Source organism: Gordonia namibiensis NBRC 108229, from assembly GCF_000298235.1.
Classification (GTDB): domain Bacteria; phylum Actinomycetota; class Actinomycetes; order Mycobacteriales; family Mycobacteriaceae; genus Gordonia; species Gordonia namibiensis.
The window spans coordinates 109,084-132,787 of the sequence record NZ_BAHE01000015.1 but is presented as its reverse complement, the minus strand read 5'-3'; the positions used below and the strand labels follow the sequence as shown (position 1 = coordinate 132,787).

General features: G+C 63.4%; 20 protein-coding genes and 5 pseudogenes. 7 read left to right on the top strand and 18 right to left on the bottom strand.

Annotated features, from left to right (window positions below; translation table 11 throughout):
- Window positions 1-13: 13 nt before the first annotated feature.
- Together GONAM_RS09935 and GONAM_RS09930 are read right to left on the bottom strand one after the other, a co-directional pair.
- On the bottom strand, window positions 14-598 hold the full coding sequence (locus GONAM_RS09935) for a hypothetical protein (RefSeq protein ID WP_006866627.1): 585 nt from the start codon (window positions 596-598) through the stop codon (window positions 14-16).
- 158 nt (window positions 599-756) lie between these two features.
- Complete coding sequence (locus GONAM_RS09930; protein ID WP_004022110.1) at window positions 757-960, bottom strand: cold-shock protein; 204 nt, start codon at window positions 958-960, stop codon at window positions 757-759.
- A 335-nt stretch (window positions 961-1,295) separates the two neighbouring features.
- On the opposite strand from GONAM_RS09930, the gene GONAM_RS09925 reads away from it, so the two are divergent.
- Both GONAM_RS09925 and GONAM_RS09920 read left to right on the top strand, forming a co-directional pair.
- The gene (locus GONAM_RS09925; protein ID WP_006866626.1) at window positions 1,296-3,623 is read left to right on the top strand and encodes a DEAD/DEAH box helicase; all 2,328 of its coding nucleotides are present in this window, start codon (window positions 1,296-1,298) and stop codon (window positions 3,621-3,623) included.
- Window positions 3,616-4,167, top strand: a complete 552-nt coding sequence (locus GONAM_RS09920; RefSeq protein ID WP_006866625.1) for a hypothetical protein — start codon at window positions 3,616-3,618, stop codon at window positions 4,165-4,167. Before GONAM_RS09925 ends, GONAM_RS09920 begins: the two co-directional genes overlap by 8 nt.
- Window positions 4,168-4,177: 10 nt before the next feature.
- Here the strand turns inward: GONAM_RS09920 and GONAM_RS09915 are convergent, their stop codons facing one another.
- The 5 genes and pseudogenes from GONAM_RS09915 to GONAM_RS09905 all read right to left on the bottom strand — a co-directional run bounded on the left by GONAM_RS09915 (window position 4,178) and on the right by GONAM_RS09905 (window position 7,666).
- On the bottom strand, window positions 4,178-4,549 hold the full coding sequence (locus GONAM_RS09915) for an Rv3654c family TadE-like protein (protein WP_006866624.1): 372 nt from the start codon (window positions 4,547-4,549) through the stop codon (window positions 4,178-4,180).
- Window positions 4,546-4,889 (bottom strand): annotated as a pseudogene (locus GONAM_RS09910) (TadE family type IV pilus minor pilin). The gene GONAM_RS09915 and the pseudogene GONAM_RS09910 overlap by 4 nt, the downstream one beginning before the upstream one ends.
- A 7-nt stretch (window positions 4,890-4,896) precedes the next feature.
- Window positions 4,897-5,079, bottom strand: a pseudogene (locus tag GONAM_RS22415) (DUF4244 domain-containing protein); the annotation flags it as partial.
- Between the two features lie 744 nt (window positions 5,080-5,823).
- Window positions 5,824-6,294 (bottom strand): hypothetical protein, encoded by a 471-nt coding sequence (locus tag GONAM_RS22655; protein WP_157159149.1) that lies wholly within the window; start codon window positions 6,292-6,294, stop codon window positions 5,824-5,826.
- 526 nt (window positions 6,295-6,820) lie between these two features.
- Window positions 6,821-7,666, bottom strand: a complete 846-nt coding sequence (locus GONAM_RS09905; protein ID WP_006866620.1) for an uL30 family ribosomal protein — start codon at window positions 7,664-7,666, stop codon at window positions 6,821-6,823.
- A gap of 738 nt (window positions 7,667-8,404) precedes the next feature.
- Between GONAM_RS09905 and GONAM_RS09900 the strand changes: the two genes are divergently transcribed.
- Window positions 8,405-8,710, top strand: a complete 306-nt coding sequence (locus tag GONAM_RS09900) for a hypothetical protein (RefSeq protein ID WP_006866617.1) — start codon at window positions 8,405-8,407, stop codon at window positions 8,708-8,710.
- Between the two features lie 134 nt (window positions 8,711-8,844).
- Here the strand turns inward: GONAM_RS09900 and GONAM_RS22410 are convergent, their stop codons facing one another.
- From GONAM_RS22410 to GONAM_RS09885, 4 genes and pseudogenes are all read right to left on the bottom strand, one after another.
- Complete coding sequence (locus GONAM_RS22410; RefSeq protein WP_245548599.1) at window positions 8,845-10,029, bottom strand: HNH endonuclease signature motif containing protein; 1,185 nt, start codon at window positions 10,027-10,029, stop codon at window positions 8,845-8,847.
- Window positions 10,030-10,254: 225 nt separating this feature from the next.
- Window positions 10,255-10,494 (bottom strand): annotated as a pseudogene (locus GONAM_RS23090) (HNH endonuclease); the annotation flags it as partial.
- A gap of 618 nt (window positions 10,495-11,112) precedes the next feature.
- Window positions 11,113-11,753, bottom strand: a pseudogene (locus GONAM_RS22405) (ATPase, T2SS/T4P/T4SS family); the annotation flags it as partial.
- 763 nt (window positions 11,754-12,516) lie between these two features.
- Window positions 12,517-12,702 (bottom strand): hypothetical protein, encoded by a 186-nt coding sequence (locus tag GONAM_RS09885; protein WP_040535938.1) that lies wholly within the window; start codon window positions 12,700-12,702, stop codon window positions 12,517-12,519.
- 106 nt (window positions 12,703-12,808) lie between these two features.
- Between GONAM_RS09885 and GONAM_RS22650 the strand changes: the two genes are divergently transcribed.
- Window positions 12,809-13,000: a hypothetical protein gene (locus GONAM_RS22650; RefSeq protein ID WP_157159148.1), complete on the top strand. Its 192-nt coding sequence runs from the start codon at window positions 12,809-12,811 to the stop codon at window positions 12,998-13,000.
- On the top strand, window positions 12,997-13,170 hold the full coding sequence (locus GONAM_RS22645) for a hypothetical protein (RefSeq protein WP_006866612.1): 174 nt from the start codon (window positions 12,997-12,999) through the stop codon (window positions 13,168-13,170). Before GONAM_RS22650 ends, GONAM_RS22645 begins: the two co-directional genes overlap by 4 nt.
- A gap of 202 nt (window positions 13,171-13,372) precedes the next feature.
- Here the strand turns inward: GONAM_RS22645 and GONAM_RS09880 are convergent, their stop codons facing one another.
- A complete protein-coding gene (locus GONAM_RS09880) occupies window positions 13,373-13,795 on the bottom strand; it encodes a hypothetical protein (protein ID WP_006866611.1) in 423 nt (140 codons plus the stop codon).
- A 2-nt stretch (window positions 13,796-13,797) separates the two neighbouring features.
- Window positions 13,798-14,190 carry a hypothetical protein gene (locus tag GONAM_RS09875; RefSeq protein ID WP_006866610.1) on the bottom strand — a complete coding sequence of 131 codons (393 nt, stop codon included), beginning with the start codon at window positions 14,188-14,190 and terminating at the stop codon, window positions 13,798-13,800.
- A 291-nt stretch (window positions 14,191-14,481) separates the two neighbouring features.
- Between GONAM_RS09875 and GONAM_RS22400 the strand changes: the two genes are divergently transcribed.
- Window positions 14,482-14,682 carry a recombinase family protein gene (locus tag GONAM_RS22400; RefSeq protein ID WP_245548598.1) on the top strand — a complete coding sequence of 67 codons (201 nt, stop codon included), beginning with the start codon at window positions 14,482-14,484 and terminating at the stop codon, window positions 14,680-14,682.
- 990 nt (window positions 14,683-15,672) lie between these two features.
- Here the strand turns inward: GONAM_RS22400 and GONAM_RS09870 are convergent.
- From GONAM_RS09870 to GONAM_RS09850, 5 genes and pseudogenes are all read right to left on the bottom strand, one after another.
- Window positions 15,673-16,737 carry an ImmA/IrrE family metallo-endopeptidase gene (locus GONAM_RS09870; RefSeq protein ID WP_006866609.1) on the bottom strand — a complete coding sequence of 355 codons (1,065 nt, stop codon included), beginning with the start codon at window positions 16,735-16,737 and terminating at the stop codon, window positions 15,673-15,675.
- Between the two features lie 3 nt (window positions 16,738-16,740).
- Complete coding sequence (locus GONAM_RS09865; RefSeq protein WP_051992522.1) at window positions 16,741-17,019, bottom strand: hypothetical protein; 279 nt, start codon at window positions 17,017-17,019, stop codon at window positions 16,741-16,743.
- 861 nt (window positions 17,020-17,880) lie between these two features.
- Window positions 17,881-18,504: pseudogene (locus tag GONAM_RS09860) on the bottom strand (ATPase, T2SS/T4P/T4SS family); the annotation flags it as partial.
- Window positions 18,501-19,559: a septum site-determining protein Ssd gene (gene ssd, locus GONAM_RS09855; protein WP_040535984.1), complete on the bottom strand. Its 1,059-nt coding sequence runs from the start codon at window positions 19,557-19,559 to the stop codon at window positions 18,501-18,503. The pseudogene GONAM_RS09860 and the gene ssd, both read right to left, overlap by 4 nt.
- Before the next feature lie 1,036 nt (window positions 19,560-20,595).
- Window positions 20,596-21,351: a Fic family protein gene (locus tag GONAM_RS09850; protein WP_040535982.1), complete on the bottom strand. Its 756-nt coding sequence runs from the start codon at window positions 21,349-21,351 to the stop codon at window positions 20,596-20,598.
- Window positions 21,352-21,760: 409 nt separating this feature from the next.
- Here GONAM_RS09850 and acs point away from each other — a divergent pair, with 409 nt between their 5' ends.
- Window positions 21,761-23,704 (top strand): acetate--CoA ligase, encoded by a 1,944-nt coding sequence (gene acs, locus GONAM_RS09845; protein ID WP_006866604.1) that lies wholly within the window; start codon window positions 21,761-21,763, stop codon window positions 23,702-23,704.

Sequence of the window (23,704 nt, the reverse complement as noted above, 5' to 3'; positions counted from 1 at the left end):
CTCGTCGAGATCGCTAATGGATGTCCGCAGGTGGCCAATCCGGCACCGCCGCGGCATTCGGTGGAGGACCCACGTATTCGTGCAAACGAACGAGACGGCGGTGTCCGGCGATACGCAGTGCAGGTGAATGGCCCCGCGTGCCGACCAGCGTGGGTGCGATCCCCACCCGCATCAGAGCGGTGGCGAGGGCCGCGTGGGTGTCGGGGGCGTGCGGGTCGAGACCGAGTTGGTAGCGGCCCTCGTCGGAGTGGCCGGAGGCGATCACCCAGAGCCGCAGCGCTCGGTACGACGGAATCCAGCCGGCGGGCATCGCCTTGACCGCTCCGGCCGACCACGCCTGGTGCAGCGAGTCCAGTTCATGACTCGCGGCGGTGCGGGCCAGCGGGGTGCCCTCATCAGAAGTGGTGACCTCGGCGTCGAGACCGGAGGTCCGCATCTCCTCGACGATCTGCTCCGCGCGCCAGCGATCGCGGACGACGATCGAGACCCGCGTACCGGAATCCGAACGGACGGCCTGACCGTGCGCCGCGAGCAGACCCGCGAGATCGGAGTACGCGGGCTCCTCGGTCTCCGCGGAGAAAAACGACAACTGGCCCACAGATCGAGATTAGGTGGTCCGGGTCCGCGAAACCGGCCTTTCCCGCGGCGGTTCGCGGCGGCGCTTCATCGGCCCACACAAAACAAACCGCTCCCATCTCGACTGATCGAGACAGGAGCGGTTATCGGCAATCTGCGTGAGCAGTTGCGCAGGTGGTCTCAGACCGCGCGAACGCCGGTGGCCTGCGGGCCCTTGGTCCCCTGGCCGACCTCGAACTCCACCCGCTGGTTCTCCTCGAGGGTACGGAAACCGGATCCCTGGATCTCGGAGTAGTGGACGAACACGTCGTCGGAGCCCTCGTCAGGCGCGATGAAGCCGAAGCCCTTTTCCGCGTTGAACCACTTCACAGTTCCCTGTGCCATGTCTTGCAATCCTTTACATATCAACTGTCGCGACACGATGGGTCATCGCGTCGTGGCCGGTTGACCGCCATACCTCAAAGAGCCCCGCGAAGATCTGCTTCGATCCGCCAAACTAACCTCAGTACCACGGCTGCAACACGCTTGTCGCCCGCCTCGACGGGTTGCGAAAGCTGCGGCCGCACCCAGTCAATCATGTCCGGCCCAGTTGCGATAGTCGCATCAACCAAGATGAGCAAAAACCTCGCCAAACTTCAGCAGCACGACATCCGTCGGTAACATCCCGAGCTCCCCAGACCTACCGCGTCGACACCACTTTGAAGAGTTTCCTCCATAAAATGCAGTACTCCACATTCGGGACAGACCTCCTCGCCAGGTCCCTCGCAGGCACCGACCCCGACGAGTCCCCACTCACGCACCTGTCGGTAATCCCGTCGCGCCCTGCAACTTTCGCCGAGTGGCCGGAATGGGTACCCAAAGCACTCCTCGACGCCTACGCGGACAACGGAATAGAACGCCTCTGGACGCATCAGGCCCGCGCCGCCGACGAGGCATTCCGCGGTAATCATGTCGCCATTTGCACGGGCACCGCATCGGGTAAATCGCTGTCTTACCAAATGCCGATTCTTTCGACTTTGTTGAATGAAAAGAATTCGACAGCGTTATACCTGGCACCGACGAAAGCTCTCGGCGCGGACCAGATCCGGTCGGTCTCCTCGGTCATCGCCGGGCGGCCGGAGTTCGGGCATCTGCAGCCCTGCGCCTACGACGGCGACACCGACCCCGAGATCCGGCAGTGGGCGCGTGTCCACTCACGGTGGATCTTCACCAATCCCGACATGCTGCACATCGGCATCCTCTCCCATCACGCCCGGTGGCGTCAGTTCTTCCGGCATCTTCGCTACATCGTCGTCGACGAATGCCACCACTACCGCGGCGTCTTCGGCTCGCACACCGCGCTCGTCATGCGACGGCTCCTCCGGATCGCCCGGGCGGCCGGCGCGAATCCGACGGTGATCGGCGCCAGCGCAACGGTCGCACAACCCGCGGAGGCGTTGGGCCGCTTGATCGGCGAGCCCGCGGTCGCGGTGACCGAGGACAGTTCGCCGCGCGGTGAACGCACCGTCGCATTGTGGGAGCCGGACTTCCTGCCGGCGGTGACCGGCGAGAACGGCGCACCGGTCCGACGCTCCGCCGGCGCCGAATCCGCACGGCTACTGGCAGATTTCGTGGTCGAGGGCGCACGGACACTGTGCTTCGCGCGCAGCCGGCGCGGCGTCGAACTGACAGCGTTGTCCGCACGGAACCTGTTGTCGCAGAGTGCGCCCGAACTCGAATCGAGGGTCGGGGCCTACCGTGCGGGTTATCTCGCCGACGACCGGCGCAAGCTCGAGAAGGCGATCTCCGACGGCGAGCTGCTCGGTGTCGCGACCACCAACGCACTCGAATTGGGTGTCGACATCAGCGGATTGGACGCCGTCATCGTCAGCGGCTACCCCGGAACGGTTGCGTCGTTCTGGCAGCAGGCGGGCCGTGCCGGTCGCCAGCGCGAGTCCGGGGATTCGCTGGTGGTCCTGGTCGCCCGCGACGACCCGCTCGACACCTATCTCGTGCACCATCCCGAGTCGCTCCTCGGCAAGCCGGTGGAGGCCACTGTCACCGACCCGGCCAACCCGTACATCCTCGGGCCGCATCTGCTGTGTGCCGCTGCGGAGAAACCGCTCTCGGACGCCGAGATCGATGCCTGGGATGCGCGGCCGGTGGCCGAAGATCTGGCGGCGGAAGGGCTGCTGCGCAAGCGGAAGTCCGGTTGGTACGTCGCCGCCGGCGTCGAACCGCACGCCGAGATCGACATCCGGGGCGGCATCGGCGGGCAGGTGCTGATCGTCGACACCACGACCTCGCAGGTCCTGGGCACCGTCGACACCGGACGTGCGATGTCGACGGTGCACCCCGGGGCGGTGCACATCCACCAGGGCGAGACGTACCTCGTCGACGAACTCGACCTCGACGACGGCCTGGCTCTGGCACATCCCGAGGACCCGGACTGGACCACCTCTGCACGCGAGACCACCGACATCTCGATCACCTCCGTCATCGAGAGCCGTGAGTTCGGTCCGCTGACCGTGGCCTTCGTCGAGGTCGACGTGACGCACCAGGTGGTCGGTTACCTGCGGACGCTGCGGACCGGCGAGGTCCTCGACGCCGTCGAACTCGACATGCCCGAGCAGACCCTGCACACCCGGGCGGTCATGTACACGCTGACGCCCGAGGTGTTGGCCGAGGCCGGGATCGACGAGACGCGGCTGCCCGGGTCACTGCACGCGGCCGAGCACGCCGCGATCGGACTCCTCCCTCTCGTGGCGACATGCGACCGCTGGGACATCGGCGGCGTCTCCACCGACCTCCACCCCGACACCGGATTGCCGACCGTCTTCGTCTACGACGGGTACATGGGCGGGGCGGGCTTCGCCGAGCGCGGGCACTCCGCCTTCCTCACCTGGATCGACGCCACCCGAGACGCCGTCGCGAGCTGCGGATGCGAGAGCGGCTGCCCGTCGTGTGTGCAGAGCCCCAAGTGTGGCAACGGCAATGATCCGTTGGACAAAGATGGCGCAGTGGCCGTCCTCGAGCTGCTGTCTCGGCAATACTTGGCTCATGCATGACGAGGCATCCGATCGGGGGATCGGGACGAAGCGGGTGGTGACCCGGCCCTCGCGCGCCTTCTTCCTGCTCGCGCGACCGACCCAGGACACCGACAACCTGCCGGCCTCGATCGGCGAACGCGATGTGTTCTTCTCCGAGGAGGCAGCACTCGACGCCCTCGACCTGCACTACGGGTGGTGCGCGGCCCGATCGGGCGGCTTCACCCCGGTGGTGACCACCGCGCAGTGGTACCTGCAGACCGCTATGATCGGCCCGCGGATCACCCCGTCGCTCGGCGAGGTGTACCTGGCTTCGTCCGACGCACAGTCCGGCGAAACCTGGGCTGCTGCAGGCGGCTTCCTGACCGAGGGCGAACTGATCCACTGGTCGTCGTTCGTGCGGGCGGTCCGACCGTGGATCCCGCTGAACACCGGAACCGAGGCCTTCGAGCTCGCCTACCGCGGTGACACCGACGTGCACTTTCACCAATTGTGGTTCGCCCCTATGCAATCGGTCCGGGTGTATCCCAAGCGGATCGTCGTCGACGAGGACAGTCGCGGGTAGCGCTCCCCCGTCACTCGACGGGCCCGGCCCGCGCCGACGCCGTGGCTGCCCGGACCCCGAAGCTGCCCACGTCGACCGGGACCCGCACCGAGACCAGTACGTCCTCACCGTCCGTCCGGCACAAGACCACCTCGGCTGATGGATGTTGCGCTGCCGCCACTGCACGCGCAGCGGTGCAGGGGTCGGACTCCCCCGCCGCATGGTCTGCAGCGGCCGCCAGCGCAGACAGGTCGGCGGCGGACTGTGCGCGGTGGCGGGCGAGCACGGCCGCGCCGACGTAGATCACCATGACGAGAACCGCGGCGAGGGCGGCGATCGCGAACGCACCCAGCACCGTTGCACTGCCCTGGTCGTCGGCGACGAGACGGCGGAGGGTTCTCACGGTTCGACGCCGGGAGCGAAGACCACCTCGTCCTCGCCGCGTGGTTCCTTCGCGGCCACCGCCTGTGCCGACAACGTGAGCCCGGGCAGCAGCGGCACCGATGTCCGCACCTGCGCGACGACACGTTCGCCCTGCACCGACACCGACACCACCGCCCGATCCCCCGCCATTCGTCTAGCGACCTCGCGCGCCGAACATCGCCTGCTGCCGTCAACCGCGCCGCCTCCCGCGCAGCATCGGTGCAACGGATCTGGGCCGTCACGCCACCGATGGCACCGACCGCGAGCAACACCGCGACGACGATCGCGGCCACGACATAGGCCGCCTCGACCGTCACCATCCCGTCTTCATCCCGACCCAGCTGCGACAGCCGAAACCGCTACGCGTGCAAACACATCACCCACCGAGGTATTGAGCGCCTTCCCGATGATGCCGGTCAGCGCACTCACGATGTTGTCGCCGGTGATCACCGTGTAAAGGATCGCCCCGAACGCCGCAGCCGCAATAGTCTCTATCGCGTATTCCGCAGTCTCGGTTTACTCCCCTCTAACCGACGATGACCACTCAGGCGCGCCAGCACCTGCAGCGGTCGTGGTCATAACGGGAGTGAGCCGCTATTAACTACCGCAGCATAGCTGCACCTCAACCCGCCGTGAAGGCGGTGAGCGCGAATATCGCGCGCATCGCCCTCATCACGCACGCCAACGGTCAACGACCTGTTCTCTGCGCCACGGACTTTGGTCCGTGGCCTGGGGTGCGGGCCGTCGGCCTGCCGTCGTTCAAACTGCCGCCCGACGACAACCAGCGGCACCCGGGGTTTTCAATCTCGCTAACCGGGGCGACCGCTCCCGTCGTGGGTCTGGCCAGACACTGAGGGGTCAGTACCAGCCTGTTCGCATTCCGCGGATGGGCTACAGGTGCTGCCGAGACGCGGTATCGGGGCATGGTCCGTGGGTTGTTCCGGGATGGGGTAACGACACCGGCACCCCTGGGTGCTCCGCGTGGGGGTTGGTCTTAACCAGAGAACGTTCGTCCGCTGACGTAGATTCGCTTGCACGGCAGTTCGAGGCGATCGTCGGGCCGACAATCGGACTTCCTGCGCAGCGAATTTCTCGTAGGCGATCCAGTCGAGTTGCGGTTACCGTCAGAAGCGTCCACCTTACGGGCGGGTACCTAACAGACCTACTGCGTGGCCATAGGTTCTGCATACTCTGCTTAACCGCAGCGACGAGCCGGCATCCATGCCTCATTAGTCCGCACCGCTGCGACCCCTTCTACGGGGTAGGTGCGACTGAGGTTGTCAAACCGAGAATCGATCCCAGCACGAGATTGATAATTATGCCAACGAGTGACGTAACACCAAATACCCAGACTCTGGCGCGAGAGTAGAAAGAAGAACTGAACATGACAACGCCAGCCAATGTTAGCGTTATCGCGAAGATTATCGCCAGTAAAATCCATTGGGTATTGTCGGCAATCTGCGCGTTAATGACAACAGGTAACACCGTTAATGGAACAGTCGATAGAATAATCGCGGCGTCGCGGTTCTTCGACACCGACTCAATTATTTCTGGAGTTGTCAGCCCCTCGATCTGCAACTCCTTCGCGGTGAGGCCTGCTTTCATCGATCCAGCCTCATTGCCGTCAGGTAGAAACAGCGTGAACTCGGGAAGTTCCTTTTCTTTGAGATTCCTAAGCCGACGGCGCGTAATAAGGTCAGCGATCGTCACCAAGACTGCGGCCACGACCTGTGTCAATGCCGCCAAGTAGAATGGTTCGGCTACCTCCCAGTTAAACCAGCTACTTTGAACCATTCACGCAGCTCACCGTATGCGTCTTAGCGTCCCACTGCCGGGGTACTGCGTGCCCGATTCTGTTCGGATAGTTGATCGTTCGGGCTGAGAGCGCTCTTGCTTCGATCGTGTGATTCGGCTGGGGTGTGTCACATTGAGGCTGTCGGTGTTCGAGACTGTACTCTCTGAATTCAAATGTCCAGAAGGTCTTCCCAGTTCTACGAACAGATAGCGGCGATTCGCGTTCGTCATCCGCATGCCTGGTCTCACGCCCATCGGAGCGCTTGTAAACCAGGGGATCACCCTCACGAGGACTCGTTCGGACAGTAATCTTCCGACTGTATCTCTGAGGGTAGTGCCATACATTGACCGACTGGCTACTTGGTTGCCCAGGAATGAGCGTGTCTGGATCAGACGCTCCATCGGTCGATACAGCAACCTTCGTAATCACGACACCTGGACCACTCACGTGCCCTCCCTAGGCCAACGACTGCGGCAACCGTCTCTGGTTGATTCCGGCGACGATATCACTTGCGTGCTTCTTGATTGCAGGAGTTGCGGTTTGCTCCAGTACGCGAGCAAGAGGGCTGCTGCCACCGACCCGATACACGACCGAGACCTCGCCGTGGCCTGAGTGAACGCGTTCACGCCCAGGGGAATCTGAGCTCATCCACGAAAGAGAGAAATCCTGGTAGTCGACAACAAAGAAGTCGATCCTATCTAGGTTGTCCCGAGCGTACTTAACTACCTCCCGCCCACTGAGCATTAGTGGACTCTGGCCCTCGAGTAGATGGATGGCGCCTGTGATCTCGATGTCGGGATCTTCATCAAGTTCAATGATGAGGTCGAGCGTTGGTGTAATGGATTCAGGAGTGCATGACCACCAAATCGAGTCGAGCGACTCTTCGGTATGCCACTGCAAGTACTCACCGCCGTCGACTTCGATGCTCACGTCGCCCGTCGGGATATGAACGTGCCGGTCTGTACCTTTCATTCCGCCATCTCCAAGGGATATAAACGCGGTTTTACGTCCGGTCTCGAATAAGGTGAACTTACCTTCGGGGAGGTCGAAAATAAACGTCGCAACTTCAGAGAATAGATGTCGCGCGAGCGCGTAATCACCCCAGTCAGTAGGATTATCCTTAGCAATGACGGTGTGAGTGTGCATCTTTCTCGAGCGCAGATTGCGTACTGCCTGTTGCTGATCGCTCTTCGCGCCGATCGTGGATCGCGTGCGGCGTAGTAGGGTGCTACCGCCTTTGCTCTCAACCTTGAATCTCGGCTTTCCAACCAAGCTCGGCCGGTTACGCAGCACCAACGTCATCCGCTGACCGTCCTCTCTGAGACGTGCTCCGTCCCGATACGCATGACAAGGAGCCTGAGCGTAGCAATCAGACGTAACAGGTGTGTGCCCGTTTCGTGACGTCACGATCTAATCCAGAAGCCCATCTGCGGGGCGAAGGGCGGCGGGTAACCATCTGGCGCGAGCATTGCATCTTCACCACCGTGGTCACCCCTCCCTGCCGTGGTGTCCAGTACCAATGTGGGAAGAATGTCACCTGAACTGCACGTTTGTCGACAGACACGCCGGTAGCGTCCGTTTTGTCCGCGCGTGTCGCAAAGAAGCCAACTTCGTGACTCCGTGGACGGGCGCTCTCGACATCAAACTTGAAAACCCGTACACGATGGGCCGGCCGCATTACGGCCCGGTCACGGGGGACGGGTAGGGGGGACTCCCCCTGGGGGTACTCGGCGACCGTCGGCACCAGCGGGGCACGATGAACGTATGTCTCAGTCGCGTTCACAGGAGAATCCAGCCGTAGACCCCCGGTTTCTCGAGCTCGACGATCTAGAAGACCAGCTCCACCAGGCAATAGCCGGCCTAGCTGCGCCCGAGGGTGGGCCGCGGGTCGATACCGGTCGAGTCGAGGACCTCAAGCCCCGGATCAACACGCTGAAAGACGACCTGGTCATCGATCTGGGCGGAGGCGGTGTGCTCGATCTACCTAGTCCTGGACCGGGGACGAACTGAGCAGCCTATAGCTCTGAGAGGATTCCGTCCGTGGTCAGTGATGACAAGATGCGGAGCCAGGCCGAGACGTACCAGTGGGTCGACGGCTTCAAGGGAGGCCCGCTAAGCGGGCCCGGTCGCTGGGTCCGATTTGCTGACGGGACCTTTTTGTACACCGACGACGACAACATCCTCTTCGCGAGGAACGACACGACAACCTCTGGGCTGCTTAGGCTGGTGCTGGCAATCAGCGACATCTACGAAACAGGCGAGACTGCCGCCGCCGGGTTCGACATGCTGAAAGGAAACCAGACGGTCGTCTCTGGGGACTTGTCGGAGATACCGGTCTCACGTTGAGCAGCGCGACGCTCCTGCCGTTCGCCGCAGTACGCAGTTTCTCGCTCCGTATGGAACCGATCGGCCCACCGGAGCGTCTAACGATGCATGCTTGTGGACGTACTGGCCCTCGTAGGGGCTCTCGTTGGATTCGTTTATTTGTTAACTGAGCCCACAGACACGCAGGTGCCGCAACGCACCCGATTGCGACCGTCTAATTCGGCTAAGTAGTCGTGGCCGAACAGTTTTCGGTGTGGTCTGTTGCGCTCGCAGGTCCGGCAGTTCCGACTTCCCTTCTTGATTCTCGTATTCTCTGGAGTGAACTCGTGACGGTAGGGACAGTATTGCGGTGTCGCCTGCTTGGCCTCTACGCACACGAGGCAACGACGCACCGAAGTCGGATTGTCAGCGTCCACGACGTACTCGTGGCCGTGGCGCGGTACGTGCGTGGTGTTCAGCCGGCATAGAACGCAATTGAGCTGACCCTTCGCCGTGTACTCGATAGTCAAGTCGGTGTACTCGTGTCCGTTGATGCAGTGGGTCCGCTCCGGTTTGGACTCGTGGCAGGTAAGGCATCTGCTGCGCTTCTCCGACCCATAATCGGGGTCAAGTACATAAGGGTGGCCGAAGTCCGGAATATGCCTCCGGTCCCACAGGCACTGCTGACAGACACGTTTACCTCTGGAATCGATCCGCTTGTTCTCTGGCGTGTACTCGTGCCCCTGCGGACAGAACTGCGGGGTGGACTCTTCCCGCCGTCGGCATACGAGGCAGCGTCGACGTAGTTCGCTGCGGTTGTCCGGGTCGTTGACGAAATCGTGCCCGTGCGTCGCGATGTGGTAGACGTCGGTGCTGCACTGACGGCACCGACGATGCCCGTCGAGAGAGTAGAGCGTGTTCTCGTCGTCGTAAGGGTGCCCTTTAGGGCAGGCGTCAATGGCGAAGGCCGCGCGCCTGAGGTTCTCGGCAATCGTTACCGCCTCGAGGTGGTTCGGGTTGCAGCACAGAGGGACACCGCACAGGTGGTCGACGGTCAGGTTGTGCGCCGACCCCTCGCCGTTCGCCAACTCGTACGCAAACCGATGAACCTGGATGACGCGACCGCGACGCTTCTGCCCCGGCACCCGGATGTACAAGCGGCCATATCCCATCCCGTTCTTCGAGCCGCTCCACACCTGGCATTCGTCGGTCAATCCATGAAACGTTCTGCCGCGCTCGGAAACTGGTTGCGGAAGCAAGCCGTTCTTGAGCCTCACCTCGGGCAGATCGGTAACTCCACCCATGACGCCGTGTCCATCGAGATAGACAACAGCGATAGCTACACTCGGTGCGACTGCCACCAACTCGCCGCAGCCACAACCACACTTAACCTTGTTCGCGTCTCCGTGAAGCTTCAAGCGTCTGCGATGTGCTCTGCACAGTCCGTGTGAGCTGTAATCACGCTCGCACCCGTCAAGGGTGCACCGGCGGCCAGTAGGGCGAGAAACCTGCTTGGCTGGCTTAGCAGACTCCTCCTCGTGAGGTGGCGGGCTGGCTCCGGGCTCGATATTGAACTTCTTAGCGTTGCAGGCCCAGTGGGCTGCCCGGCAGTTCTGCAGCGTGTGAGGACCACCTTTGGACAGTGGGATCACATGGTCGATAGCCGGCGCCAGCGGTTCGTATGTGCCTCCGAGGATCCGGGTTTTGCGTGAGGATTCAGGGATCAGGACACCACACAGATGACAGACCCACGCGTCCCGCTCGAAAACCTCTCGCGCGAGGACCAGCTCGGTTTCGACTCCCCATTCTTTGGCGCGGTTCACCATGTCGCGAGCCCGCACCAGTTCTCGCCTACGCAGCTTCGTGTGCGTGTCGCAGCGTTTGCGACTCGGTCCACGGCCCGATGGTCTGGGGTCGAACAGTAGATCGCAATCAGCACACTTGACGAGCATGGGGCCTCCTCGTGACATTGGATCACGTTCTACCGACAGCTTTCAGTGCCGGTCGCCTGAGACTCAGGTGGAGAAAAAGCCGAGGGGCCCGACCCGTCAGGATCGAACCCTCGACTACATGCGATCTCATCTCCGTTCGGGTGTTACGGCTGGGCACTGTAAATCGTCCCGGACCCGCCGGCCAACGCCGCTCGGAGTACTCGAGCACCGTTGAGCGGTATCGGTGACCCCGGTCGCTTGGTCGCGCTTGCGAGTGCGGCTCGGATCAAATCCAGTGTCGATTGCGCTGCCTGTTGCTCGGCTTCCTGCTCTACTTCGTGCTGTGCTCGCCGCTCCTGATTCTGGCGATGTGCCTCAAGCGCAACCTCGTACCACTCCTTGTGGTTGTTCGTCCGGGACACCAGGGACTTCTGCGATGTCGCGTTCCTCCAGGCGGCGCGCGACTGCTAGTGCAAACTCGTCATCGATCTCGGCGGGGACGCTGCGGCCTGGTTAATTTGATCTGGTTTTGAGCATCTCAGCGGCGCTGAGCTGCTTACGGATCGTCATGTTTGTCTCCTTGTCGTCGGTTGGGTGTCGTTCTGGGCATCTGGATTCGACTCCCAGCGGTTTCCGCCGTAATGGCCCGCTTCTTCCCCATGTCGGCGCACTTTCGCAACGTGTTGATGCCGAACTCGGAGCACGCCGTACGGCGCCGATCTCGACGAGTCCGCGTGAACCGTCTGCTCGGCGCGCGACACCGAGCACCATCTCTAGCGCCGCGCCCAGCTGACTGTGCAACGCATCCCCTCCCATCCCGCCAAGTGCGACATGGGCTTCTATGCGCGCCGGGACCTCGGAGGTCGAGTTGGCGTGCACAGTCCCAGCACTGCCGTCGTGTCCGGTGAGCAGGTCGATCACCTCGCCGCCTCGTACCTCGCCGACGACGATCCGGTCGGGCCGCATGAGCAGCGCCTGCCGTACCAGCGTGCGCACCGGAACCTCGCCCACGCCTTCGACGTTCGCCGCGCGCGCCACGAGTCGCACCACTTGGGCTGGTGCGGAGCCAGTTCGAGGGCGTCCTCGACACACACGAGCCGCTCACGTGGGTCCATCCCGCCGATCAGCGCGTTCAGCAGAGTCGTCTTCACTGCCGCCCAGCTCGCACGGATCACCCAGGACGTGACCGATCGGGACACCGAGATTGCCGCGCAGATGGCAACACGAACAGGCTCTGCGGTCGCCGGAGTCGTCGGTCCCGACATCCGCAAACGATGGCCAGAACTCCCGATGGAGACTCGACGCGCCGTGCTGGACACGTTGGCAACGGTCACGGTCCTCCCCGGCGCAAAGCGTGGGCGGTACTTCGACCCTGATGCCATCGAGGTGCAGTGGAAGGCCTTGTGAAAGCGGGATTGCAACGCCCCATTGTGTAGGCGACCTACGCCAGCATCCTTTATACCCGTTCTGCAACAACACTTTTCCGTCGACCTCGTCGCCGACGTTACAACCCTACCGGCTGTGTAACGCATTTGGAGGTGTTGCGGTGAACGAGTAACCGGTGATTTCTCGGGGGCGCTGCAAAGGGCGATGAACGCAAATCCTGTGGACACCAGTACCTTTCGCCACCTGAAGGGTCTCTGACCTTGAATGGGTGGCGGTTCCCCTCACACAACCCAACCACCAACCGAGGCTCTGGAAGACACCAAGTCGAGGAGGAGCGAATGCAGGACATTGACCGCCGACCGCGCTGGATGTCCATCCGCCAGTACCGCTTCATAGAAAGCCGTGACCCCGCTACCCTGCGCCGGCTGATCGCGGGCAGCTCAATCCCGCTGATCGAGAGAACCTACAGTCGTCGGTTTCGGTCGCCACGCACGGTGCCAGCGGGCGCACGCGGACAACCAGCAGCGCCAATCACAGCACGCCCGCGAAGCGCGGCAAGCCTGTCGCTCCGATGCAGGTTTGCCCCGCCTGCCAGACCTCAGTCCCGCAGCCGACATCAACCCGAACATGTTGCTGAGCAATGTGAGTGACGTCGGCATCGATGAACTGCGGTTGCGTCGGCGTGCATGCCGCACCGGAGACATCGAAGAGGCTCACCGCTTGCGCCAGGTCGCCGGCCAGATCCGCGACGAGACGCCCGAAGACGCTCCCCGAGACGGGGACGACACGTGTCCCGCATGCCGCTCCGAGCGCGTCTCTGTCGATGAGACGAAGTGTCCCATCTCGGCGGGCGGATGTTGGCCCGCACTCGCCAGGAGGCGCCGAGGGCGCCGTTGACGAGATCCGGGAGCGCAAGAGCGCGAAGGGCCGCGCCGAACTCGACGAGGACAACCGCAAGCGCGCGGTCGCCCGTGAGGGCCTGCGCCAGGTCCACGGCGGGCGGTGGGGCCGGTGACCACAGACGAGTACCTCGCGCTTCAGAGCGAGACGACAGATGCCACCGTCGAGGCCTACACCCGCTTTAAGCGCAACGGCGACGGTGGCGCCCGCGCACTGTTCTGGGAGCTGGCAAACGAGTTCTGGAACCGTAAGGCGCAGTGGGGGCACCATGTCGGACTCGGGTGAGTCGAGCGCCGCCAGCGCTCACCACCAGTCCGCGCGCGTGCCGAGAGACGGCGACGAGCCCGAGATCCGTCATCTCAACGCGGCTGGACTGAGCCAGACGAAGACTGCCCGTGCCCTCGGCTTGGACCGCGCCGAGCTTGGATGCCGCCGCCACAGCTATAAGAGGCTGAACCGGCCAACTACTCGCGGGCGATCCCAGAACTTACTTACCAGATCGAACGAGACTGATCGCGGGGGCGAGATCGCGGGACCCCGGCCTCTCTTCAAGGCACCACATTCCCTGGCGGATCGCACTCGCATCGTCCATGCAGAGTTCCAACCACTCGTCCCAGCCCGCATGCACCTTGGCGATTTCTCTAACCGACTCTTCGCGATTCCCCTGCCGCTGCAGTTCCTTGTAGGGCGCCTGCAGATCTTGCCAGATCGTTTCCATCACATCCGGACACGCCGGATCGCGGAACGAGTTCCAGCAAGCCTTAGCGGGGGCGTAGGCGGCCTCGATCTGCGCCGCGAGCTCATCGTCCGTAGGAGCACGATCCTCTGCATCGTCCGGTCCCCCGCACGCTGCGGCGCCAAGAACTATCGTGACGCAGGCAGCAAAGCGAAGGCTTGCGCGAGTGAACATCGTCAGCAGTAGACAGACGCGTAGGGCCCCTGCGACGCCTCGTGCTCGACCTTAACCCCGTTAACCCACACCTCACACTCGATCCACGTGCTGTTGCTTTTCCCCTCGGACGAAGCACTAATGGCGGCATAGTTCGCCCCGCGAGATGTGTAGGTCCACTTGGCGAACCACCACTTGGGTGTCTCGTGCTTGAACAACTGATCACTCCGGGTCTGATGTACACCACGCCCGTCGTACCAGCTCAAGTAGTCGATGCCCTTCACGTTGGAGCGCAGCACGTAATGCATCTGATCTCCGTTTGCCGCGTAGTCGGCCTGGGCCGCCCCGGCGCCAGCGCTGAGGGCTGCGGCCACAACAGCAGTCGAAGCAACTACTGCTCGGACAATCCTGGTCATGATTTCTCCTCTTTCTTATATGAATTTGCTGGCGCTAAACGAGAACGAGAGTCAGTCGTCCTCGGACCAGTAAAAATTGGGGGCATCCAACTCGTCTTCCAAGACCCAGCTGGTAGATCGACCTTTGCACTGCGCCGCACACCGGTACCGAATTACGGGCGGGCGCCCTACCGGCTGCACAACGGCCTTCTTCTCCACTGGACTCCCACACAAGTGATGCCACGCCATGCGCGAATCGTACTGAGTCGCAGGGGTTTCATTTGATTGGACGACACCCTCTAGTTCCAGGGCGTGCGCCTGGGACGACCAAGCGAAACGCCGGCCGAGGTCACAACGCGGATAGTCGAAGCTAAGGCACGCGGCTTGAGCCTCCGAACGATCGCAGCGGAGTTAACCGAGGCCGGTATTCCCACTGTGCGCGGCGGCACCACTTGGTACGCGTCGACAGTGCGAACCGTGCTCAAGTCCCAGGACGCCGCCGCGATGGCATGACTTGCGCCGCGCTAGCACGCGCTGCAAAGCGTCTGAACCTACGATTGGCGAATGCCTTGGTATCAGACTGCCTCGATCTTCGTCCTCATGGCTGTGGGCTTACTGGGCGCGATACCTACGATCTCCAAGCTCGGCACTGAGCGCCCTTTGCACTACCGAACAAAAGCTCTTGCCGAACTATTGAGTTTGCTTCCTGCAGACACGCCAGGTCGAGAAGTAATCGAGCGGGAAGTAAAACGAAACGTCCGCACGATCTCGGCGAGGATCCAGTTCCCAGCGTTTAAATGGGTGACAGCAAGTGTGCTCGCTCTAGCCACGAGTCTTCCGGTCTCGCTGGCGTGCCTAGCCCTTAGCTACTTTACCGGCATCCTATGGCTTGGCCGAGTCGCCATTGTCACTGCAGCGCTGGGTACAGCGATAATAATTTGTGCCCTACCATTAATGATGTCATCTACCGTGACACGAAGACTTTTCATGCGCGCCGGAAGGCCTCAAGAAATGCGGGCGGTGCCAATCACTGCCCTCTACAAATCGCGATGGCTTGTGTACGGCCAGCTATTGCGGGAGTATCCACAATTTCTATCGAATCTAACACGCTTGAACCTACGCGCTGCAGGAAGAAAAGCAGTTAAACTCAAGTATTCCTCGAGAGACGAGAGTCTCGATGAGGTGTGTGATCGTATTCAGTCTGGAGCACACGCGTATGCCACGGAGCATGGCGTCTCGATAGGCCGCGCGCTAAACGCCGTCGTCTTGAAACTAGTTGAGGCCGAGGCCGGCTAAGAGCTGGTGAATTAGCATCCTACCTGATTCCGTTCTAACTACTCGAGTTGTCCCGGCCGATCTCGTACCGCGCCAAATACGTTCGCGTGGAAGCGTTCTCGGGGGCCTGACTTAGCCGACCGTGCGATACACCAGACTGAGGCCACCCGCTACATCGGGGCGCCAAGGCCAGCCTTCGGATTGACCGAAAGGGCGGAATACTGGCGACTAGTCATCCACAATATGCAACGTTTGCTTCAGCCCGTGGCCCCACTTGTAGTCGCCAGTTTCCCGATGCAGTCGACCAATGACAACCCCAGGATGGATACCTAGTTGTCGCGCATACCGTTCGACCGCAGCGAGGTTCTTCCCGCGCGGGCGGTGTTCCCAGTCGGCCGGTGGAATCAGGAGATCCCGAGCGAAACGATCCGCCTCATCCTCTCGGGCGTTGACAGTTCCCGGCGACGCACCGCTCTCGATGAAGGTCTCGTTCTGCGGATGCAGCAAGACGTGGCCGAGCTCATGAAAGTACGTAAACCACAAAGCATCGTTCTTCTTACCTCGGTCGGTGAGTTGAACGACTGGCCTCTTCTGAACCCAGTGCGTGACTCCCGAACAGCGAGTGCCCATTGGACCTGCATCCAAGACCACAACAACACCAGCTTTCGCCGGAAGCTCGACCATCTCGCGCGAAAACACGTCGACGCTCTTGACCGTAAGGGCTCGAAGTTCGGGCAGCATCGCGCGAAGCGCATCAGGATCGTACTTCGGAAGATTGCGCGACTTCGCTTCATGACATCCAGCCTGGATCCAGGTTGCGACGGAGAAGGAGTCGACCTCGTACGCGGCCGATTGCCTGAACGACGCAAGGACCCGCTGAGGCTGGGCGAGTAGGGTATCGATGTCGCTGACGCCAAAGAACGAAAGCACTTGTCGGCCGACTCCACCACGGTCATCCCAGTCCGCAGTAACCGCCCCGATGCGTCGTAGGTAGTCGAGTGGGAACTTCCCGATGTCGCCGAACCGTGCACCGATCGCTTCGTCGCGTTGGAGTCTCGCGACATCCGCCCGATACTGACTCTCGTAGTTCATCCAGATACGAGCGGGAACGCGTGTCACGATTTCCAAGCTTTCGGCGACGTCAAACGAGAGCGTCGCCTTACCGTGAATCAACTCGCTGATGTGCTTGCGTGAAACCCCTGCTCGCCGTGCAAGCTCGGCGGGCCTCATCTCGTTCTCTTCCAGCCACTCAGCAATGAACTCCCCGGTTGGAACCGCGTAGTTCGTCGCCATTGGCTATCTCCTCTTCTCGTAGTGTTCGCTCACCTCGACGACTGTCACCACCGTTGCGTCACGAGGAGGATTCTCCTCGCCGTTATTCGGCTCGATGATCAGCCGCAGTCCGTCTTTGATCGTGCCCGCCGCTTGCCCTGCACGATCGCCGGTGAGCCAGTGCCACTTACCTGGCGCCGGCGGAAACACGTCCCCCAGCGTGTCCGCAGATTCCAACTGCTTGATGCGCTTCGCTAATCCTTTGGCTTGCTGATCCCCAAGATCGCGACGAGCAAGCTTCATATCCGATGCAAGTTTCCTGTCCTTGCCACTACCGTATCGCACTATCATCGGCGCCTGTTACCCATCCGGTAACACTTACGTCCCGATCCCATGCGCAGCAGTACCTCCAAAGCGGTAAACGGCTCGGTGCTTTCTTCATCGGACCCTGAACCCCGCTGACCACCGCAAAGAGACCGAAACTTCGCGAACAGTTACGGTTTCACCTACGATCGGACCTGTCCTGCCAGAGACAAACCAATAGCACGCGCATAGGCCTTGCTGGGTCCAGAGTGTGTGCTGTTACACCGGACCGGGCCCCATGTGGGCCCGGTCCGTTCAGTCTAGGGGAGCCTCTGGACACCTCAGTGCATCCGCGACAAGTCTTAGGAAGATTGCAGATCAGACGCGGAAGACCTGTGGATCGATCCGTGGAGCAAACGCTTCAGCGCCATCCCCAAGTGGTTTACGGGCGCTGTTCACCACCCCTCGCAGCGTTCAGTTGCGCCTCGATCACGGATACGAGGCCAAGGGCCTGCCGCTCGGTCAACTCATGGAAACCTTCACCTCCCCCACGCACTGCCCCCTTCGGCGTCGCAAGGATCACTCTGGGCCCCTCTTCGGCGACGTAGTGACCGGCGAGCAACGCCATACCGCCCGACACAGGCACCGCGACGTGATCGGCCTGCCCGAGCACCGGACACACTGGATCACCATAGTCATCCCGCCAATGGTCATGAAACTCGTACCCGCACAAACATTCTCGTGCAGCGGGGCACAGCCATCCTGTGTTCGTGGTGTGCTCGTGATCAGGGCGTCCACAGGGGCAAGCGAACTCGTCTCGCATGAGCGTTTCTCCTCTCGGTCGATGTGTTGTGATTCATATGTCGTCTTCCCGGAACCCGTGCCGCCGATCACCAGAAAGGAGAAGCGGTGTCGGAGGATGTCACCGATGGTCCCGACCACCTCGGCGGGGATGGCACCGCCGGCGATCAGGCTCGGCAGGTCCTTCGACGCCGAACGCAGCACCCGCAACGAGATACAGGTGCCGTCTGCGGCGAGTGGCGGGATGATCGCGTGGAGTCGCACCGTGTACCCGCGCCGGCCGACGTCGGACAGCTGACCGTCGACCCACGGTTGCGCGTCGTCGAGACGGCGCCCGGCGCTCAGCGCGAGGCGTCCCGCCAGCCGCCGGACCGATGCCTCGTCGGGAAAGCGGATCGTCGTCGGCTCGAGTCCGTGTCCGCGGTCCACCCACACGTCATCGGGGCCGGCGACGAGGATGTCGGCGATGTCGGGCTCGGCGAGTAGCGCCTCCAGCTTCCCGGCGCCGGTGAGCTCGGTTTGGAGGAATCGGAGTGCCGCAAGGAGATCGGTGTCGCCCAGGACACCGCCGGCCTCGGCGCGAATCGCTTCGGCGATTACCGCCGGGCTCGGCTCCGCGGCATCTGCGGCCAGGCGGGAACGGACGCGTTCGAGCAGCTCGTCGTCGGTTCGACCGGGCGTCACGCCGCCCTCCCCTGCCCGACCACCCTCGAGTGCACCGCTCGAGCCGCGCGTCCGAGTGGACTGCGGGGTCGGACACGGAGCGGTCCGCCTTCCAGCCGGACCGGAAGGCGGGGGTCAGGTCGGTATGCGGCGATCAGGGGGACCCCGATCGCGTCGGCGACCTGGGCGGGTCGCAGACCACCTGGTGACGGACCCCGGACCACGAGTTCGACGGAGACCTCGTCACCGATGAGCCGGCCGACGACTCGGCGCGCCGCAGCGCAGCCACCGACCGAGGGAGCCGAGACCAGCACGACGAGATCCGCCGACGCGATCGCCGTGCGGACGACCTGGGTGTCGGCGCGCGGGAGATCGACCACCACGAGATCTCCGTGCGTCCGACCCGCGTCGATGACCGCGGCGACCGCGTCCGCACCCGGGCCCCGCGCCGGGAGGCGTTCCGAGGTCAGCACCGCGAGACCGCCCTCCGCACGGGGCAGCGCGTGGTGCAGCGCCGTGCCGCCGACGACTCCACCGTCCAGGGACAGGTCCTGCCATCGCAATCCCGGGCGTTGCTCGATCCCGAGCAGGAGGTCGGCACCGGGCGCGACGTCGTCGAGATCGAGGAGCAGGGTGGCCGAGCCGTTCCCGACGCTGGTGAGAGCCACCGCAGCGGCCAGCGTCGATGCGCCGACTCCGCCGTGTGCGCCGATGACCGCGAGGACACCCGCAGGCCGGCGCCGCGGTACGCGGACCTCGGTCAGCGTACGGACCAGGCGCTTCTCATCTGACGGCAACACGGCCGCGTCGGTGGCCCCCAGATCCATCGCCATCCGCCAGGTGTCGGTGTGCGGCTCCTCCGCACTGACGAGGATCAGACCCTCGCGACGCGGCGGATGTATCAGCGAGAGAACGGCGATCGCCGCCGGATCGGCCACCACGGCGCGGGTGGTCAGCCATTCGCGGCGGCAGTCGTCGGGTCGGCCTGCGACCGTTCGATAACCGGCAGCAGCGGCGCAACGGGCGACGTCGTCGTACAGCTCCGGGTCGACGAGAACGAGCAGATCATCGGGCATGGAGTCGATGATGAGGTGGAGAAAGACCCGCACGAGGCCGGCAGCCGACTCTGTGGAGATCCTCGGGGGGCTGTGGAAGGAATCCACAAGACGACGACAGCGCAGACTACAACTGACTGTGGTGAGGGGAATCCTGGAACGAAACGACCCTTAGATAGAAGACAACCCCGGCCAGGGGGGGAGGAGGCCGGGGTTGTCGCGTTTCAGCCCCGGGGGGTCGGGCTGAAAGGCGCCGGTATCAGAACCGGGTACCGACGACTATACACACGGCCCCGGATTCTTTGCAAGTACAACAATCGTTTTTCGCAAATGTCCGTTCTGATCTCAGGATAGCCCCGGAGCCCGATAGGCAACATCCCAGCAGGCGCATTTCCGCAAGGAAAATTGCGGTTGGTAAATCTCGGACATAAGGGTTCGCCGCCTCGGGCCTACGGACGGCGCCAGGGGCAGATCGTCATGACGAACCCAGGACTCGACAGGATGCCGGAACCCGCCTCGCGACACGCAGGCCGCAGTGCATCGACAGCTTCCCGACACCCTCCAGATCCGCGGATACTTTGTCCCGCAGCACTTCCCGTCGATTCGGGGAAGTCGTTCGACATTTGGACCCGAATCACTTGATGTGACCGCGATCACGGTGTACAACAGTGGTACGGAAGTTCGGAGGGCCAAGCCCGATCCGGAAGAGAAGGACCGAGCCCCCACTCCAACACTTCCCAGCACGGGCGGCAAGCACCCACGCGGAGCACGCCGCATAGAGGCAAAAGCGTTGTGCGCCTGCGAAATCGCGGCCAGGAGAAACGACCGACACACTGATGCGCCAAAGCCTTCCCCCGCACGGTAGATAGCCCGGGGAGAATGGCCCTCCAATGGCAGCACGTGGACGGTACGGGCGACCTGACTCGCGTTCAATCGCCGAGGCGGTGACCACAGCCCACCAAGCACGCTTGGTAACTTGAGTCCGTGCTACGCGGGCGGCAACCTCGTCGGTAACGACAGGGAGGCCGCCCGCAGTGTTGTCCGGGGCCGGTTCCAGCTACCCGGCACGCGCCGCATCGGCGATCGATTTGGCCTCCGCCGCACCGGCTTCGAGAGCCTCGCAACAGAACACGAGCCAGTCCCGCAGCCCGTCCGGACTCCCCGAGGAGAAGGCCGCGGACAGCGACCGATACTCCGCCGCGCGCTTGAACCAGGTGACCTCCGGGACCCCGAGACAATGCGGGTCGAGTCCCGTCGCCGCACCCACGAGCCTGGACGCGGCACGCGCGACCACCCCGTTCGCCGAGGGGAACGGCTGGAGCCCGAGGAGCTCGCCGTGTACCACCGCGGCGAGCACCGGCGCCGGCACCGACGTTGCACCGGTTATCAACTGCCCCAACAGATCGAGACGATTTGCCACATCCGTCTCAGGCCGCGGCCGGCCGAGCTCGTCGGGATCCTCCACCAGGTCGGCGGCGGCGAGCGTGTGCAGCCGAGCGAGAGCCTGGGCAGGAGCGCGTCGGATCACGCCGGTGAGGGTCTCGAGCGATTCACCGTCGAGAGCCTGCGACACGCGCATCGCCCCCGCGAGGATCGGATCGTCGAAGTCCCCGTCACGGCGGAGCTCCACACTGCCGCCGTCGATCGCGGCCGACGACCTGCCCGCCCGCCACGAGGCCTCGGTGGCTGTCTTGTCCCATCCGCGCAGGTTGGCGGGGTGCCGGTGCACCGCGGACAGCGCGTCACGCGCCCGGTCGGCGGCGTCGGCCACGCCGGGGAGGTCCAACAGAGGAGCCAAAGGATCGTTGGTCACGCCCTGACGATAGTGGCGCGAACTCGTCGCGTGCGTTCCCGACCCCGGTCCGAGCATCTCCACGTCCACCGCTCCCGAACCCGGACATCGCTGTGGCCCACCCGGTCGACAATCGAATCATCCCCTAACCGACCATGACATCACTTATTGTTAGCGACGGTTTCGAATATGTTCTTTCATCCATTCTTTTCGGTCGCCCGAACAGGGCGTCGGCCATGCGTGGAGAATGGACGCCGACCGCTTGTCGCGACAGAGCCACCGCTCGTCGCGTATCGATCACGCTCATCGGAGCACCGGTACCCCGTTGCAACGTGGCGTGACTACGCTCACACCAGCGATCCGTCATCCGATCGGGTCACCTTTACTGTGGGTTGACCCGCCGTCGAGAAGCGAAAGGCTCATTTCACTGATGTCCTCCACCACCGTCCAGGCGTTCCCGCCATCCGAAGAGTTCGCCGCGCAGGCCAACGCCAACGCCGAGATCTACGACCGTGCAGACGCCGACCGACTCGAGTTCTGGGCGGAGCAGGCGCGTCGACTCGATTGGGCCACCGATTTCACCGACACCCTCGACTGGTCGAACGCACCGTTCGCCAAGTGGTTCGTCGGCGGCAAGCTCAATGTCTCCGTCAACTGCGTGGACCGGCACGTCGCCGCGGGCAAGGGCGACCGCGTCGCCATTCACTGGGTCGGCGAACCCGGCGACACCCGCGACCTCACCTACAGCCAGCTGCTCGCCGAGGTCAGCAAGGCGGCCAACTACTTCACCTCCATCGGCCTGCAGGCCGGTGACCGCGTCGCCATCTACATGCCGATGGTCCCCGAGGCCCTGATCTCGATGCTCGCCTGCGCGCGTCTCGGCCTCACCCACTCCGTCGTGTTCGCCGGCTTCTCGTCGGGCGCCCTGCGTTCCCGTGTCGACGACGCCGAGGCCAAGCTCGTCATCACCACCGACGGCCAGTACCGCCGCGGCGAGCCCGCTCCCCTCAAGACCAACGTCGATGAAGCTCTGGGCACCGGCGACGACGCCGCGAAGTCGGTCGAGAAGGTCCTCGTCGTGCGTCGCACCAACCACGACCCCGGACTGAACTGGGTCGAGGGACGCGACGTCTGGTGGGAGGACACCGTCGAGCAGCAGTCCGACGTCCACGAGCCGGAGGCCTTCGACTCCGAGCACCCGCTGTTCCTGCTCTACACCTCGGGCACCACCGGCAAGCCCAAGGGCATCGTCCACTCCTCCGGCGGCTACCTCACGCAGGTCAGCTACACCTTCCACTACGTCTTCGACCACAAGGAAGGCCGCGACGTCTTCTGGTGCGGCGCCGACATCGGCTGGGTGACCGGCCACTCGTACCTCGTCTACGGTCCGCTCTCCAACGGCGCTACCGAGGTGGTCTACGAGGGCACCCCGAACTCGCCCAACGAACACCGCCACTTCGAGATCATCGAGAAGTACGGCGTCACCATCTACTACATCGCCCCGACGCTGATCCGCACGTTCATGAAGTGGGGTCAGCAGATCCCCGAGGCCCACGACCTGTCGTCGGTCCGCCTGCTCGGTAGTGTCGGCGAGCCGATCAACCCCGAGGCGTGGAAGTGGTTCCGCGACGTCATCGGCGGCGGCAAGGCCCCGATCGTCGACACCTGGTGGCAGACCGAGACCGGCGCCATCATGATCTCGCCGCTCCCCGGCGTGACTGCGACCAAGCCGGGCTCGGCGATGAAGCCGCTGCCCGGCATCAGCGCGAACATCGTCGACGACCAGGGCAACCCGGTCGGTGCCGGAGAACAGGGCTACCTCGTCCTCGATCAGCCGTGGCCGGCGATGCTGCGCGGCATCTGGGGCGACGAGGAGCGCTTCCGCGACACCTATTGGTCGCGGTTCGCCGAGCAGGGCTGGTACTTCGCCGGTGACGGCGCCCGCTACGACGAGGACCACGCCCTCTGGGTCCTCGGCCGCGTCGACGACGTGATGAACGTGTCCGGCCACCGCATCTCCACCGCCGAGGTCGAGTCGGCTCTCGTCGGACACTCCGGCGTGGCCGAGGCCGCGGTCATCGGCGCCGCCGACGAGACCACCGGCCAGGGCATCGTCGCCTTCGTCATCCTGCGTGAGGGTGTCGAGAACACCGGCGACGAGCTGATCGCCGAACTGCGCCAGCAGGTGTCGGTGGAGATCTCCCCGATCGCCAAGCCGCGCGAGATCAACGTCGTGCCGGAGCTGCCCAAGACGCGTTCGGGCAAGATCATGCGCCGCCTGCTCAAGGACGTGGCCGAAGGCCGCGAACTCGGCGACACCTCGACCCTCGTCGACCCGTCGGTCTTCGAGGCGATCCGCTCGAAGAAGGCCTGA